At 67.5% G+C, this 14,972-nt stretch carries 13 protein-coding genes; 8 read left to right on the top strand and 5 right to left on the bottom strand.

What is annotated here, in order from left to right; genetic code table 11:
- The first annotated feature begins 80 nt into the window (after nt 1-80).
- Nucleotides 81-1,268: a TerC family protein gene (locus JOF48_RS02255; protein ID WP_209676913.1), complete on the top strand. Its 1,188-nt coding sequence runs from the start codon at nt 81-83 to the stop codon at nt 1,266-1,268.
- Between the two features lie 135 nt (nt 1,269-1,403).
- Here JOF48_RS02255 and galK read toward each other — a convergent pair whose 3' ends face one another.
- The 3 genes from galK to JOF48_RS02240 are packed head-to-tail and all read right to left on the bottom strand — an operon-like array spanning nt 1,404 to nt 4,488.
- Nucleotides 1,404-2,564: a galactokinase gene (galK, locus tag JOF48_RS02250; protein ID WP_209676911.1), complete on the bottom strand. Its 1,161-nt coding sequence runs from the start codon at nt 2,562-2,564 to the stop codon at nt 1,404-1,406.
- Nucleotides 2,561-3,676: a galactose-1-phosphate uridylyltransferase gene (galT, locus tag JOF48_RS02245; RefSeq protein WP_209676909.1), complete on the bottom strand. Its 1,116-nt coding sequence runs from the start codon at nt 3,674-3,676 to the stop codon at nt 2,561-2,563. Before galT ends, galK begins: the two co-directional genes overlap by 4 nt.
- The gene (locus JOF48_RS02240) at nt 3,673-4,488 is read right to left on the bottom strand and encodes a DeoR/GlpR family DNA-binding transcription regulator (RefSeq protein WP_209676907.1); all 816 of its coding nucleotides are present in this window, start codon (nt 4,486-4,488) and stop codon (nt 3,673-3,675) included. Before JOF48_RS02240 ends, galT begins: the two co-directional genes overlap by 4 nt.
- 114 nt (nt 4,489-4,602) lie before the next feature.
- On the opposite strand from JOF48_RS02240, the gene JOF48_RS02235 reads away from it, so the two are divergent.
- The 3 genes from JOF48_RS02235 to ilvA all read left to right on the top strand — a co-directional run bounded on the left by JOF48_RS02235 (nt 4,603) and on the right by ilvA (nt 8,345).
- Nucleotides 4,603-5,532, top strand: coding sequence for an aldose 1-epimerase family protein (locus JOF48_RS02235; protein ID WP_209676905.1), 930 nt, complete (start codon nt 4,603-4,605; stop codon nt 5,530-5,532).
- 178 nt (nt 5,533-5,710) lie between these two features.
- Complete coding sequence (locus tag JOF48_RS02230; protein WP_245346368.1) at nt 5,711-7,024, top strand: AI-2E family transporter; 1,314 nt, start codon at nt 5,711-5,713, stop codon at nt 7,022-7,024.
- 82 nt (nt 7,025-7,106) lie between these two features.
- On the top strand, nt 7,107-8,345 hold the full coding sequence (ilvA, locus tag JOF48_RS02225) for a threonine ammonia-lyase (RefSeq protein WP_209676902.1): 1,239 nt from the start codon (nt 7,107-7,109) through the stop codon (nt 8,343-8,345).
- Nucleotides 8,346-8,533: 188 nt separating this feature from the next.
- Here the strand turns inward: ilvA and greA are convergent, their stop codons facing one another.
- Both greA and JOF48_RS19830 read right to left on the bottom strand, forming a co-directional pair.
- Entirely contained in the window at nt 8,534-9,025 is a 492-nt protein-coding gene (greA, locus tag JOF48_RS02220; RefSeq protein WP_209676900.1) for a transcription elongation factor GreA, read from the bottom strand.
- A gap of 192 nt (nt 9,026-9,217) precedes the next feature.
- A complete protein-coding gene (locus JOF48_RS19830; protein ID WP_209676898.1) occupies nt 9,218-9,655 on the bottom strand; it encodes a DUF4307 domain-containing protein in 438 nt (145 codons plus the stop codon).
- Nucleotides 9,656-9,814: 159 nt separating this feature from the next.
- Here JOF48_RS19830 and mca point away from each other — a divergent pair, with 159 nt between their 5' ends.
- From mca to JOF48_RS02195, 4 genes are all read left to right on the top strand, one after another.
- Entirely contained in the window at nt 9,815-10,723 is a 909-nt protein-coding gene (gene mca / locus JOF48_RS02210) for a mycothiol conjugate amidase Mca (RefSeq protein WP_209676896.1), read from the top strand.
- Nucleotides 10,724-10,781: 58 nt separating this feature from the next.
- Nucleotides 10,782-11,162, top strand: a complete 381-nt coding sequence (locus JOF48_RS19485) for a hypothetical protein (RefSeq protein ID WP_342591132.1) — start codon at nt 10,782-10,784, stop codon at nt 11,160-11,162.
- Between the two features lie 6 nt (nt 11,163-11,168).
- The gene (locus JOF48_RS02200) at nt 11,169-13,367 is read left to right on the top strand and encodes a thioredoxin domain-containing protein (RefSeq protein ID WP_209676894.1); all 2,199 of its coding nucleotides are present in this window, start codon (nt 11,169-11,171) and stop codon (nt 13,365-13,367) included.
- A gap of 490 nt (nt 13,368-13,857) precedes the next feature.
- Nucleotides 13,858-14,931 carry an efflux RND transporter periplasmic adaptor subunit gene (locus JOF48_RS02195; protein ID WP_209676892.1) on the top strand — a complete coding sequence of 358 codons (1,074 nt, stop codon included), beginning with the start codon at nt 13,858-13,860 and terminating at the stop codon, nt 14,929-14,931.
- The last annotated feature ends 41 nt before the right edge of the window (nt 14,932-14,972 follow it).

The raw sequence follows: 14,972 nt of genomic DNA, 5'->3' as shown, positions 1-14,972 counted from the left end.
CAACGCCCGGCCCCGGTGGGACCGGGCGTTGTTGATGCATGACCCGTCCAAGCCCTGCACGCACCTAACGAAAGCAGCTCATGAACGTCTCCCCTCTGATTTGGGGCATTACCATTGTGGTCATTTTGGGCCTCCTGGCCTTTGACTACTTCTTCCACATCCGCAAGGCACACATCCCCACCCTGAAGGAAGCGGCCATCTGGTCCTCCATCTACGTGGGCCTTGCCGTCGTCTTCGGCATCGTGGTGCTTGCCTTCGGCGGTGTCACGATGGGCGGCGAGTACTTCGCCGGCTACATCACCGAGAAGGCGCTCAGCGTCGACAACCTGTTCGTCTTCCTGGTCATCATGGCCAGCTTCAAGGTTCCCCGCGAGGACCAGCAGAAGGTGCTGCTCTTCGGCATCGTCTTCGCCCTGATTGCCCGCACCGCGTTCATTTTCGCCGGCGCCGCACTCATCAACACCTGGTCATGGATGTTCTACATCTTCGGCATCATCCTGCTGATCACGGCCGGAAACCTGCTCAAGGAAGAGGACAGCGAGGGCGACGATGCGGACAACTTCATCATCCGCACCGCCAAGCGCATGTTCAACACCTCTGAGAAGTACGACGGCGACAAGCTCACCACCGTCATCGACGGCAAGAAGGTCCTCACCCCCATGCTGCTGGTCATGGTGGCGATCGGCGGAACAGACCTCCTCTTTGCACTGGACTCCATCCCGGCCATCTTCGGCCTGACCCAGAACGTGTACATCGTGTTCACGGCCACCGCGTTCTCCCTCATGGGCCTGCGCCAGCTCTACTTCCTGCTCGACGGGCTGCTGGACCGGCTCATCTACCTCTCCTACGGCCTTGCCGCGATCCTCGCCTTCATCGGCGTGAAGCTGGTGCTGCATGCCCTCCACGAGAACAACCTGCCGTTCATCAACGGTGGCGAGCCGGTTCCCGTCTTTGAAATCAGCACGGGCCTTTCCCTGACCGTGATCATCGGCGTCCTGACACTGACCATCGTCGCCTCCCTGGTCAGCAAGTCAGGCAAGGCCCAGACGGTGCTCAACAACGCCCGCCGCCACGCGGAAAGCTACCTGGACCTGGACTACACGGCAGACAAGGGCGAGCGCGAGCGCGTCTACGGCCTGCTCATGGTCGAGGAAAAGACCATCTCCGCCATGGAGCCCAAGTACCGCGACAAGCACCCGGAATCCGAGGCCATCCTGGCGGAAATCGCCCAGGCGCACCAGGCCCACAAGGACCACCTGGGGGCGTAGTCCCCAGCTCCTCCCCAGTGCGGCTCGCCAGCGAGCCACACTGGGGCCCTCGGAGCTGTGGGCCGATCCACCTAAAAAGACCCGCCGTGTTGATGAATTCACATCAACACGGCGGGTCTTTTGTGTGCCGCGCGGTCAGGAGACCTTGCGGGCTCCCGGTGCGGGGGAGACGGCGAAGATGTCCGGGGCGGTGAAGCCTGCATCGGCAAAGGCCCGGACGACGGCGGCGCTGACGGCAGCCTCGTCGGCGACCGGGATCAGGGCAATGGCGGAGCCGCCAAAGCCGCCGCCGGTCATGCGGGCGCCCAGGGCGCCCTGCGCCAGCGCGGTGTCAACGGCGAGATCCAGCTCGGGGCAGGAGATCTCAAAGTCGTCGCGCATGGACGCGTGGCTTGCGGTGAGCAGCGCACCAATGGCGGCCGGTCCGGCGTCGCCCAACACCCCAACGGTGTCCAGGACACGCTGGTTCTCGGTGACAATGTGGCGCACGCGGCGGAACGTCTCCTCGTCCAGCAGGCCGGCGGCCTCGGGCAGGTCCGCGGCGGCGATGTCGCGCAGGGCTGCGACGCCCAGAACCTCGGCGCCGAGCTCGCAGGAGGCGCGGCGGGCAGCATAGCCGCCCGTGGCGTGGGCGTGCGTGACCTTGGTGTCGACCACGAGGATCAGCAGGCCGGCGGCGGCCAGGTCCAGCGGCACCAGCGAGGATTCCTGGGTGCGGCAGTCGAGGAACACGGCGTGGCCGTCGGTGGAGAGCAGCGATGCGGACTGGTCCAGGATGCCGGTGGGGGCGCCGACGACCTCGTTCTCAGCGCGCTGGCCCACCAGGACCAGCTCGTTCAGGCTCAGCCCGGCGTTTTCCAGCTCGTTGAAGGCGGTGGCGACGGCGCATTCGATCGCGGCGGAGGAGGACAGCCCGGCACCGGAAGGCACGGTGGAGTGCAGGTAGAGGTCGAATCCGCCGATGGCGATGCCCATCTGGCGCATGACCCACACGACGCCCAGCGGGTAGGCGGTCCAGCCGGTCATGGTGTCGTGGGAGAGGGTGTCCAGGTCCACCTCGACCACGAGCTGCTCGCCGTAGCTGGAAACCAGGCGCGCCGTGGAATCATCCCGGAGGCGGATGGCGACGGCGGCGGCGCGGTCGATGGCGAACGGGAGCACAAAACCCTCGTTGTAGTCGGTGTGCTCACCGATCAGGTTCACCCGGCCCGGTGCCGCCCAGACGCCGTCGGGCGCGGTGCCGAAGGTGCGGGTGAAGTCGGCGCCCACCTGGGCGGCGTCGATGGTGGCGCTCATGCCAGTCCTGCTTTCATGGTTGCGGCGGTCTCGCGGAGCATGGCCGCGGTCTGCTCCGGGGTGGTGTCGTTGATGAAGGCGCCCATGGCGGCCTCGGAGCCGGCCAGGAACTTCAATTTGTCGGCTGCGCGGCGCGGGCTGGTCAGCTCCAGGTGGAAGCGGCCGGCCGGGCGCAGCACAGAGTCCAGCGGGGCCTGGTGCCAGGCGGCAATGTACGGGGTGGGCGTGTCATAGATGCCGTCCACGGTGCGCAGGATGTCCAGGTACATGACGGCGAGTTCGTCGCGCTCCTCACCGGTCAGCGCGGCGAAGTCGGGGACGTGGCGGTGCGGCGTCAGGTGGATTTCCAGGGGCATGTGCGCAGCAAAGGGGACATAGGCGCTGAAGTGCTTCCCCTCAGCAACCATGCGCTCTCCGGAAGCCGACTCCTTGGCGACGATGTCGCCCAGGAGGGTGGCGCCGTCGTTCTTCTGGTAGAAGTCCAGGGCAGCATTGGCCATGACCTGGCTGCGCGGGGGGACGTAGGAGTAGGCGTAGATCTGCCCGTGCGGGTGGTGCAGCGTCACGCCGATGTCCTGGCCGCGGTTCTCGAAGGGGAACACCTGCTTGACGCCGGGCAGCGCGCTCAGGGCCTCGGTGCGGTGCGCCCAGGCGTCGATGACGGTGCGGGCGCGCTCGGTGGACAGGCCGCCGAAGGACCCGGTGTGCTCGGGGGTGAACGCCACGACCTCGCAGCGGCCGAAGGCGCGGCCCGTGGTGCCCCACACGGGGCTCTCCGGGATGGCTCCAACGGCCGGACCCAGTGAGGGGAAGCGGTTTTCGAACACGGCCACGTCGTAGTCGGCGGCCGGGATCTCGGAGAGGTTGCTGCCCGTGGTGGGGCACAGCGGGCACTGGTCGGCCGGGGGCAGGTAGGTGCGGGTCTGGCGGTGGGCGGCGATGGCCACCCAGTCGCCGGTCAGGGCGTCAAAGCGCAACTCCCCGGTGTGCTCCTCCTGGCGCGGGTCCAGGGGGCGCGTGTCCGCGGCCGTGTGGTCCTTGGCGGTGGCGCCGTCGTCAAAGTAGATGAGTTCGCGGCCGTCGGCCAGCAGGGTTGTCGTGGCGCGGGTCATGATGACTTCCTGGAGGGGGTTGGTGCGGGCGGGGCCGCAATGAAATGGGGGACGCGGGCGGTGAACAGCTCGTTCGTTGCCGGCGCGACGGAGGAGTCCGTGATGATGGTGTCCACGGCGTCCAGCGGTGCGATGGATGCCAGTGAACGGACATGGAACTTGGTGCTGTCGGCCAGCACTACCAGGCGGGAGCTGGCGTCAATGAAGGCCGTATTGGTCTCGGCCTCGAGCCAGTTGGGGCTGGTCAGCCCGCGCTTGGCGTCGATGCCGTGGACGCCCATAAAGCACAGGTCCGTATTCAGGCTGTTCAGCACCAGCCGCGCCACGGGGCCCACGAGGGCCTCGGACGGGGTGCGCTCGCCTCCGGTGAGGATCACCTTCAGGCTTGCGCCGCCCTGCTGGCGGTGCAGCAGCTCGGCGATCTTCAGGGAGTTGGTGACCACGCTCAGCTGGTGCAGCCGTTCGGGGTCTGCGGCGAGGAGCACGGCCAGCTGGTAGGTGGTGGTGCCCCCGGTGAGCGCCAGCGTCATGCCGGGCTGGATCAGCGCCAGGGCCTGGGCCGCAATGGCCAGCTTGGCATCAATCTGCTTGTCGGCGTTGAGCAGGAAGCCCGGTTCAATGGCGCTGAGCCGGGCCAGCCGCGTGGCGCCGCCGTGGATCTTGCGCAGCAGGCCGTTGCCGTCCAGGGCGTCAATGTCCCTGCGGATGGTCATTTCGCTGACGTTGAGGACCGCCGCAATGTCCGCGACCCGCACGGCCTCGTGCAGCTGAAGTTCCTTGAGGATGCGTGCCTGGCGTTCGGGTGCCAGCATGGACCATCACCTTCCTATTATTAACAGATTCAAACAAAATCTTACATTTTGCCCGATGGCTTTGCAAGCATTCCCCGGCAGGTGACCCCGGAAGATTGCAGTAGCCTATAGCTCATGGTCATTCACGAGAGCGCCGCGGGGCACGCCGCGGCCACCGGGCAGCAATTCACACTGGAGCACGGCGGCGCAACCGCCACCGTCACCGCACTGGCTGCGGGACTGCGCAGCTACACGCGCGGGGGCGCCGCACTCGTGGAGAGCTACCCGGAGGACCAGATTGCCCCCGGGGCCTCCGGCATCACGCTCGCCCCGTTCGCCAACCGCGTGGACGGCGGGCTGTGGCAGCTGGACGGCGCCCCACAGCAGCTGGACATCACCGAGGTGCCGCTCAACAACGCCATCCACGGCCTCCTGCGCAACACCGCCTACCACGTGCTCGGGCATGACGGGCAACACGTGCTGCTCGAGGCCGCCATCCACCCGCAGCACGGCTACCCTTTCCTGCTGCGCCACCAGGTCCGCTACGAACTTGACGGCGACGGGCACCTGCGCGTCGCCCAGACCCTGCACAACGACTCTGCGGCGGCCGCACCCTTCGTCCTGGGCGCACACCCGTACTTCACCCTTGGCGGCACGGCCCCCGAGGAACTGCACATCCAGCTCAACGCCGACACCTTCCTGAAGGCCGACGAGCGCATGATCCCCACGGGCTCCTCGCCGGTGGCGGGCCGCTTCGACCTGCGCACCGCCCGCCCTGTCCCCGAGAGCCTCATGGACACGGCCTTCACCGGCCTTGTCACGGACGACGGCGTGGGGTGGCATACGCTGTCGGCGCCGGACGGGCGCAGTGTCAGCCTGTGGCATGACGGAAGCGTGGAATACGTCCACGTGTACATCACGGACAAGTTCCCGGGACGTACGCTGGCCGTGGCCATGGAGCCCATGACCGGGCCCGCCAACGCGTTCAACTCCGGCGAGGGCCTGCGCTGGCTGGCGCCCGGGGAGTCGTTCACCATGAACTGGGGCATCGAGTCCTCCCTCTGACCGCAGGGGCCCGGGCCGCACCACGCACCCGGCCGCGGCCGAACGCCGTCGAACGGAAACTGTTGCAGCACAGACTGCAGCCGCGGCCGGCTCGTGCGCCAGGGTGAAGCGGACACCCGCCACGCGCGCAAATGGACTCGGGTTAACGTATTTGTCCCACATGGGGAATTATTGGGTTATGACGCCTGAGAAGCAGCGCCACGAGCGCAGTCCCATCAACGAGTCCATGGCGGTGCCATACGGGATGCGGGTGGCGGGCGCATGGTCGTGGCGCATCGGCGCCCTCCTGATTGTCTCCGCCATGCTGGTCTGGCTGCTGGCCAAGGTCAGCATCTTGATCATCCCCATCATGATCGCCACGATCCTGGCCACGCTGCTGCGCCCGGTGGTGAGGAAGCTGAAACAGTGGCGCGTGCCGCAGGGCCTCAGCGTCGCCATCGCCGAGGGCGGGCTGATCCTGCTGGTCATCGGCGCCCTGGCGCTCGTGGGCCGGCAGATGGTGGTGGGCTTCAGCGACCTCAGTGAACAGGCCATCACAGGGCTGATACAAATCCAGGAATGGCTGACCAGCGGCCCCCTGGGCTTGAGCAACGACCAAATGACCAAGTACCTCAACGAGGCCCTGGCGGCGCTGCAGAACAACACCGGCGCAATCCTGAGCAGCGCACTGGGCGTGGGAACCGGCCTCGGCCACTTCACGGTGGGGCTGCTGCTGACCCTGTTCATCCTGCTGTTCTTCCTGCTGGAAGGCCAGGACATCTGGGCGTTCGTGGTCAAGTTCTTCCCCAAGCGCGCCCGCCCCGCCATCGACGGTGCCGCCCGCAAGGGCTGGACCTCGCTCGGCAACTACGCCCGCGTGCAGATCCTCGTGGCCGCGGTCGATGCCATCGGCATCGGCGCCGGCGCCGCCATCATTCAGGTGCCCCTCGCGCTGCCCCTCGGCGTGCTGGTCTTCGTGGGTTCCTTCATCCCCGTCGTCGGTGCCCTGGTGACCGGTGCCGTGGCCGTGCTGCTGGCCCTCGTGGCCAACGGCTGGGTCAATGCACTCATCATGCTCGCGATCGTGCTTGGCGTCCAGCAGCTGGAAAGCCACGCACTGCAGCCCTTCATCATGGGCCGCGCGGTGTCCCTGCACCCGGTCGCCGTGATCCTGGCCGTGGCCGCCGGCTCCGGAGTGGCGGGCATCCTCGGCGCCCTGTTCGCCGTGCCCATGCTGGCGGTGGCGAACTCGTTTATCCGCTACATTGCCGCGCGCGGCTGGGAAAACGATCCAGACCTGCCGGACATTTACGGATTGCCGCAGGTGGTGCCCGACGGCGCAACTGCCGCGGCGGCCGCTGCCGGCGCCGCCCCCGGCACTGTGGCCACCGGAATCGGCGAAGCGGAGAACACTGCCGAAGCCGGAGGCACCCCCGCCTCTGGGGCCGTCCCGGAGCCGGGCAAAAGCGAAGGCGCCGAAGGCCGCGAACCAGGTCCCGCCGTCGACCATTAACGCCGCAAGGCCCCCAAACTCCCGCCGTGAGTGGGCGGAGAACTGCACCACCATCATTTCCTATGAGAAAGAGAACCAAATCGTGAACGCAACCAGCGATCTCCCCGTCACCCTTGCAGATGTTGAACAGGCTCGGGAGCTGCTGCAGGAGATTATTGCGCTCACCCCGATTGAGAGTTCGCGGGCGCTGGGGCGCATGACGGGCTCGGAGGTGTTCTTCAAGTGCGAGAACCTGCAGCGCGCGGGCTCGTTCAAGGTGCGCGGTGCGTATGTTCGCATGGCGCGGCTCTCGCCTGAGGAACGGGCGCGCGGCGTGGTGGCGGCATCCGCCGGAAACCATGCGCAGGGTGTGGCCGTGGCGGCCAAGGCGCTGGGCATCAAGGCCCGGATCTACATGCCTGTTGGCGTGGCGCTGCCCAAGCTGGCGGCCACGCGCGGGCATGGCGCCGAGGTGGTGCTGCACGGCTACAACGTGGACGAGTCGCTGGCCGAGGCCGAGCGCTACGCCAACGAGACCGGCGCCGTGTTTGTGCACCCGTTCAACAACGTTGACGTGGTGGCCGGGCAGGGGACCATCGGGCTGGAGATCCTGGACCAGGTCCCGAACGTGGACACGATCATCATGGGCGTCGGCGGCGGCGGGCTGCTGGCCGGTGTGGCGGTTGCCGTGAAGGCGCGCGCGAAGGAGCTGGGGCGCGAGATCCGCGTCATCGGCGTGCAGGCGGAGAACGCTGCCGCCTACCCTCCGTCCCTGGCTGCCGATGCGCTGGTGCCCCTGAAGAAGGTCTCCACCATGGCCGACGGCATCGCCGTGGGGCGTCCGGGCCAGCTGCCGTTCTCCATCATCCGCGAGCTCGTGGACGACGTCATCACTGTCAGCGAGGACTCGCTGGCGCGCGCCCTGATCTTCCTGCTGGAACGCTCCAAGATGGTGGTTGAGCCGGCCGGCGCCGTGGGCGTTGCCGCGCTCATGGAGGGCAAGATCGAGAACCCCGGCACCACTGCGGTGATCCTCTCCGGCGGCAACATCGACCCCATGCTCATGTTGAAGGTCATCCAGCGCGGTCTCGCTGCGGCCGGGCGCTTCATGACGGTGCGCATGATGCTCAACGACCGTCCGGGCTCGCTCGCCACAATCTCACGCATCATCGCCGAGAACGATGCCAACGTCACCGGCGTGGACCACACCCGCGTGGGAGGCTCCATCTCCATGGGCGACGTCTCCATCACCGTGAACCTGGAAACCAAGGGCCACGAGCACTGCGAACTGGTGCTGACTGCACTGCGCGCCGAGGGCTTCCAGCCGATCGTGGTGCACTAGCCCGGCTCGCTCCGCCCGCGCACGTCTATGACGCAGTTATTGCACTGAATTCGCCCTGGCAAGCGCATTCCACTGCAACAACTGCGTCATAGGCGTGGGGCGGAGTTCAGGCAAAAAAGACCCGGGCGGGCTTCACCACTAATGGTAAAGCCCGCCCGGGTCCGGGCGCGCCGAAAGGCGCGTTGAGGCTAGCTCTCGTAGGGCTTGGCGGAGATGATCTCCACGGCGATGTCGCGGCCGTTGGGGGCCAGGTAGCTGAGTTTGTCGCCCACCTTGTGGCCGATGATGGCTGCGCCCAGTGCGGAACGGTCGCTGAAGACCTCGAGGTCGCCGGCGCCAACCTCGCGGCTGCCGAGGAGGAACGTGGTCTTGTCCCCTGCAATGGTCGCCACAACCAGCATGCCCTGCTCCACGACGCCGTCGTCGGCCGGTGCTTCGCCAACGCGCGCGTTGCGCAGCATCTCGCTGAGCTGGCGGATGCGGGCCTCGATCTTGCCCTGCTCATCCTTCGCGGCGTGGTAGCCGCCGTTTTCCTTGAGGTCGCCTTCCTGGCGGGCCTGCTCGATCTTGCTGACAATGTCAGCGCGGCCGGCGCCGGAAAGGTGGGTCAGTTCAGCCTGCAGGCGGTCGAAGGCCTCCTGCGTCAGCCATGCGGAAGGCGCACTGTTGGTGGTAGGCACGTAGTTCTCCTTGAGTGTACAAAAGCAAAGGCCCCGCGACAGGCGGTCCAATGAACATTCGCAGGCAGCACACTGCGTTGCAGTGCGCATGCCACACGCTGAAGATTCAAAGACTGACCAAGCGGGGCAGGTGGTAATAGGGTCCAGTTTAGTCAATAAGGTCGATAAACCCAAGAAATGACGTGGCGGGTGTTACTCCGGCGTGGCGATCCAGCAGCTTTCAACGACGCCGGTCACGGCCAGGGAGTCGGTCCGCATGGCCCCGCGGACGGTGGTGGTGCGGCCGTTTTCGCTGCCCACATCCTTGGCGTTGGGGCCAATGGTGATGACGTTCCAGCCAACCACCGCGTAGCTGTCGTTCATGGCCTTCAGGGCGCAGCGGGCGGTGTCGCCGGGGGCCTTGCTGACAGACAGGTCCACCGTGGTCATGGTTGCATCCACCACGTTGTAGCTCAGGAGCTTGTTGCTGACACCGTTGTTCATGCCCAGGGATGCCCACAGGACCCAGCCCAGGGACAGGGCAGCAACCACGGCAAGAATGACGGCCTGTGTTTTTTTGGAGACCTTGCGCTTGGGTGTGCCGTAGCGATTGGCTAGGCTGGGAGCTGCTGGAGAATCAGAAGTTGTCACTGCATCCACTTGTGTCTGTTCCGCGCAATTTTGCGCGGCTGGCCGCCCCAGTCAACGGGGCGCTGGACTAACCACAAGTTTAGCCTTGATTTCGCCGCTGCTGTTCCTCCCAGGGATTTTCACCACTTGACAGTTTGACCAGAATCGAAGGTAGCCCCCGTGAACAACAACGAGCACCCGGACGCGCAACGCCTGCGTCTTTTGGCGGTTCATGCCCACCCCGACGACGAGGCCAGCAAGGGTGCCGCCATGATGGCCTCCTACGTTGCCTCCGGCGTCGAGGTGATGGTTGCCACATGCACCGGCGGGGAGCGCGGGGACATCCAGAACCCGGCCCTCATCGGGGACCCGCACCCGGCCCGGGACATGGGCGGGGCGCGCCGCCTGGAGATGGCGAAGGCCGCCAGGATCCTGGGCATCCAGCAGCAGTGGCTGGGCTTCACCGACTCGGGCCTGCCGGAGGGCGACCCCCTGCCGCCGCTGCCGGTGAACTCCTTCGCCACCAAGCCGCTTGAGACTGCCGCGGCTCCGCTGGTGCGCCTGGTTCGCCGCTTCCGGCCGCACGTCATAGTTTCCTACGATGAGAACGGTGGCTACCCGCACCCGGACCACATCATGGCGCACAAGATTTCCGTGGAGGCCTTCAACGCGGCAGGCGACCCGGAGAAGTACCCCGGCACCGGCGACGCCTGGGAGCCGTCCAAGCTGTACTACGACCTGGCCTTCAACCCGCAGCGCTTCCGGGCCCTGCACTACGCGCTGGAGGAGGCCGGCCTGGCCTCGCCCTACGCCGAGCGCCTGGCCGCCTGGCTCGAGGCCGATACCGAGGGCCACACCCCGCCCACGAGCAAGCACCCCACCACCACGCAGATTGACTGCGGCGACTACTTCGAGACTCGCGACGACGCCCTGCGCGCCCACGCCACCCAGGTTGACCCGCACGGTTTCTTCTTCGCCGTCAGCCCCGCCATGCAGCGCAAGGTATGGCCGTGGGAGGACTATTCGCTCATCGAGTCCCGCGTGCCCACCACGCTCCCAGAGAACGACCTGTTTGCTGGCCTACGATAGACAATGGACGTTTTCCCGCATGCACCAATCCTGGCGGGGATGAAACGAAAGACGAATTGTGCACACACTGATTTTGCTGGCCACCCCGGACCCCGCGGTCCCCTCACCTCCCGGCCTGCGCCCCGGCCTGACCGAGGACCAGATCACCCCGGGCCTGCTGGGCTTCGTCATGACCTTCGCCATCGTGGTGGTCATGGTTTTCCTGATCCGCGACATGGTCAAGCGCATCCGCCGCGTCCGCTACCGGGCCCAGGTGGAGGGCGAGCACATCGGAGGTTCGCACGGTCCGGCCGCCGAGCACATGGGCATCCCCATGATGAGTGAGCAGGACATGAAGGAAGCCAGCTACCTGCACGACGCCGACAGCGAACCTTCCGCCGTTCCGCCGGCTCCCGCTCCCGGAACGGACGCGGACGGCCCCGCCCCGGACAGCAAGTAGCCAAGCATGAACAGGCTGGCGGGTGAGCCCAGTGCATACTTGCGCCAGCATGCAGCCAACCCCGTTGACTGGCAGCCGTATGACGCGGCTGCCTTTGCGGAGGCGGCGGCACGCGACGTGCCCATCTTTCTGTCGGTGGGCTACGCCGCCTGCCACTGGTGCCACGTCATGGCGGGGGAGTCCTTTGCCGACCCCGCCGTGGCGGCGTACCTGAACGGGCACTTCGTCTCCATCAAGGTGGACCGCGAGGAACGCCCCGACGTCGACGACGCCTACATGGCCGCCACCCAGGCACTGAGCGGCGAGGGCGGCTGGCCCATGAGCGTCTTCCTCACCCCGGACGGGCGCGCCTTCTACGCCGGCACCTACTTCCCGCCGCGCCCCGGCACCGGCCGGCCGTCCTTCCAGCAGGTTCTTGAAGCAGTCACCGAGGCCTGGACCGAGCGCCGGGACCAGGTCAATGAGACGGCCGGCGCCCTCGCCGAGGCCCTGGACAGGCCGCTGTGGCAGGTGCGCGCGGACGCCGCGGCACCGGCAGCGGCAGGCGGGCCGAACGCCGTCGAACTTGGCGAAACAGGCGGAACCGACCGGCTGGAAACGGCCCGGACTGCGCTGGCGGCCATGCTGCGGGCGGAGGATCCGGTGCACGGAGGCCTGGGGCAGGCCCCGAAATTCCCGCCCACTCCCGGCCTGGAGTTCCTGCTGCGGCTCGCGGCGCTGGACCCGGAGGGCGGGGCGCGCGGGCTGGCCGGGCGGACGCTGGGCGCCATGGTGCGCTCGGCGCTGTTTGACCGGCTGGGCGGCGGCTTTGCGCGCTACAGCGTGACGGCCGATTGGTCGGAGCCGCACTACGAGAAAATGCTGTACGACAATGCCGGGCTGCTGTCCGCCCTGGTCGGGTGGATCCGGCTGGCCGGGCATGCCCCCGGTGCGCCCGACGCCGGTGCCGCCCCGGGCGGTCCCGCGCCGCTGGGTGCCGCCGAGGCGGAGGTCGCCGTGCGGGCCACCGTGGGCTGGCTGTTGTCGGAGATGCGGCTGGACGGCGGGGCGTTTGCGTCCTCGCTGGATGCCGACACCGTCATTGACGGCCGCCACTTTGAGGGAGCCAGCTACAAGTGGACCGTCGCCGACATTGAGGCGGCCGCCCTGGAAGGCGCGGGTGCGGGTGCCGATGCCGCCGCCTCGGCGCGGCAGCTGGCCCTTTCCGTGGCCGGGTTCATGGGGCTGGATGCCCGGGAGGCGCGGCCGCTGAACCCGGGCCGGGAACTGACGCCGGACGAGGCCGCCGCCTGGGACCGGATCAAGCCCGCATTGCTGCGCCAGCGGGCGGCCCGGGTCATGCCGGCGCGGGACGACAAGGTCGTGGCGGCTTGGAACGGCACGCTCATGGGTGCGCTGGCCGAGGCCGCCATGGTGCTGGGGGAGCCCGCCTGGCTGGCCGCCGCCGTCGAGCTTGGCGAATATTTGCAGGCCGTGCACTGGGACGGCACCCTGCACCGGGTCTCCCACGACGGTGCGGCCCGCGGCATCGAAGGTCTCCTGGAGGATTATGCGGCGTGCGCCGGCGGGTATCTTTCGCTGTATGCGGCCACGGGAGAGGCGCGCTGGTTTGTGTTTGCGGGGCAGCTGCTGGAGGTTCTGGAGCGGGACTTCATTTCCGGCGGCGTGCTGCTGAAGCAGGGTGCCGGGGACGGTTCAGGCGGTCCCGTGCCGGGGTCGCGCAGTGCCGATCCCTTCGACAACGCAACGCCGTCGGGGCCTGCCCTGGCCGCCGATGCGCTGGTTGCGTGGTCGGCGTACACCGGCTCGGGCCGGCACCGGGCCCTGGCCGAGGCCATTCTGGGCTCTGTCCCGGAGCTGGTCCGGCGTGCCCCGCGGGCTGCCGGCGGGCTGTTGGGTTCCGGGCTGGCGCTGGCGGCGGGTCCGCTGGAAATCGCAGTCGTGGGTGCGCCGGGGGAGCTGCGCGACGATTTGCTTGGTGCCGCATGGCATTCCTTCTCGCCGGGCATGGTGCTGGCCGTCTGGGACGGGGCGGGCCATGTGCCGGTGCCGCTGCTGGAGGGCCGGTCCATTGCGGAGCGCGGCGGGGCTGCTGCAACTTCCGCGGCCTCCGGCAAGGCGCGGCCGCTGGCCTACGTGTGCCGGAACATGGTGTGCGCCCGGCCGGTGGAGACGGCATCCGAGCTGCTGCCCCTCCTGAAGTAGCCCCTTCCCCCTCGACGCTGTCGCACCATTGGCGGCTTCTTCTTCGACGCTGTCGCATCATTGGCGGGTTTTCCCCGGACGCTGTCGCACCAATTTCAGGATGGTTGTGGACACGGGGTCTGCACGGGGCTGTTGCAGCGGCCTTTGCTGTGCTGGGCGAGCACCTGCAATGGTCCGGCGACTGTGGCTTTGCACCGCAAGCCGCCGTGGCAGCCCCTGGACAAGCGGTTCGATACCTTGGCCGGCCCCACATTCCGGGGCACTCCGGCCGCCGCAACCGCACGCCTGCGACAGCGTCTGCGAAGAGGCGGCCATTGCTGCGAGGGGGTCCGGAGGCATGGCAGGCTGGCGGTCCGGCGGATTCGTGATTGCCACGCCTTTTGTAGTGTTTGTGTCGCCGTATTGCTGACGAATGGTGTTATCCGGATAGATTGGTGGGGTGCATTTCTCCGTCCGGGGACTTGTGGGGAGAATCCGGAAGGAATCAGGCATGCGGGTCTTGCGTCGAATAGTTTTTCCAATCCTGTGGCTGTTGCTCATCGCAGTCATCGCGGCGGCACTGGTCAAACTGGCCTTCTTCGACGGGATCCAGCAGGAAAACGCGCAACTGCAGCCCGAAGCCCAGATCCAGGCGCCCGTGGTGGCGGCCACCGTGGACACTGTCACCAACACCGTTGAACTTCAGGGTGCCGTCCAGGAGGATCCGGCCGTTCCCGTGCGTGTCACGGCAGTCGGCAAGGTGGTCTACTTCTTCGTCAACGAGGGTGCCCAGGTGGCAGCCGGCGACCAGCTGTTCCAGATCCGCTCCGAGGTCATGCCGGACCCCACTGAGATTGTGCAGCCGGAGGCCCCCGCGGAAGGCGATGAGCCTGCCCCGCCGGCAGCGCCGCCGGCACCCGTCTACACCTACACGGACGTCCTGGCCCCGGCCGCCGGAACCTTGAATTCCCTGACGGTCCTGCTGAACCAGGAAGTCAGCGTCGGCGACACCGCCGGCTCGGTTCTCCCCGGCACCTTTTCCATTGCCGGGACGCTGACCACGGCCCAGCAGTTCCGCCTTCTGGACAAGCCCGCCACCGCCATCGGCACCGTGGTGAACGGCCCGGCTCCGTTCAGCTGCCAGAACGTGACCTTGAGCAGCAAGGAGGCCGCCGAGGATCCGGCGGCACCGTCTGATCCGATGGCAGGAGCCATGGGGCCGGACAGCCAGTCAGGCGGCAGCGGTGCGGGGCAGGTCAGCTGCGCCGTTCCCGCTGACGTGCGCGTGTTTTCAGGGCTCGGCGCCACCATCACACTGACGGCCGGCGAGTCGCAGAACGTGCTGACCCTGCCGCTGACATCCGTTAAGGGCAGCGTTCAGAAGGGGCTGGTCTGGCTTCCCTCCGAGGACGGCGCCGGCCAGCCTGAGGAGCGCGAGGTGGTGCTTGGCCTGAACGACGGCGTAAAGGTTGAGATTGTCTCCGGCCTGGCCGAAGGGGAGTCTGTGCTCGAGTTTGTTCCCGGCGCCGACGCCCCGATGCCGGAAGACGGACAAATGGCCGGCTTCGGCCGGATTGGCGGCTAGCCGTGAGCAGCATTTTTCACGACGAACCGGAGGAATCCGCC

It is taken from the genome of Arthrobacter stackebrandtii (genome assembly GCF_017876675.1).
GTDB lineage: Bacteria > Actinomycetota > Actinomycetes > Actinomycetales > Micrococcaceae > Specibacter > Specibacter stackebrandtii.
Note: the sequence above shows the minus strand (reverse complement) of the source record. Positions and strands in the feature narration are given on the sequence as shown.

What these genes read in the sequence shown, in the direction of transcription:
- JOF48_RS02255 (WP_209676913.1), top strand. Translation starts at nt 81, where the DNA reads ATGAACGTCTCCCCTCTGATTTGGGGCATTACCATTGTGGTCATTTTG.
- galK (WP_209676911.1), bottom strand. Translation starts at nt 2,564, where the DNA reads ATGAGCGCCACCATCGACGCCGCCCAGGTGGGCGCCGACTTCACCCGC.
- galT (WP_209676909.1), bottom strand. Translation starts at nt 3,676, where the DNA reads ATGACCCGCGCCACGACAACCCTGCTGGCCGACGGCCGCGAACTCATC.
- JOF48_RS02240 (WP_209676907.1), bottom strand. Translation starts at nt 4,488, where the DNA reads ATGCTGGCACCCGAACGCCAGGCACGCATCCTCAAGGAACTTCAGCTG.
- JOF48_RS02235 (WP_209676905.1), top strand. Translation starts at nt 4,603, where the DNA reads ATGGTCATTCACGAGAGCGCCGCGGGGCACGCCGCGGCCACCGGGCAG.
- JOF48_RS02230 (WP_245346368.1), top strand. Translation starts at nt 5,711, where the DNA reads ATGACGCCTGAGAAGCAGCGCCACGAGCGCAGTCCCATCAACGAGTCC.
- JOF48_RS02200 (WP_209676894.1), top strand. Translation starts at nt 11,169, where the DNA reads ATGAACAGGCTGGCGGGTGAGCCCAGTGCATACTTGCGCCAGCATGCA.
- JOF48_RS02195 (WP_209676892.1), top strand. Translation starts at nt 13,858, where the DNA reads ATGCGGGTCTTGCGTCGAATAGTTTTTCCAATCCTGTGGCTGTTGCTC.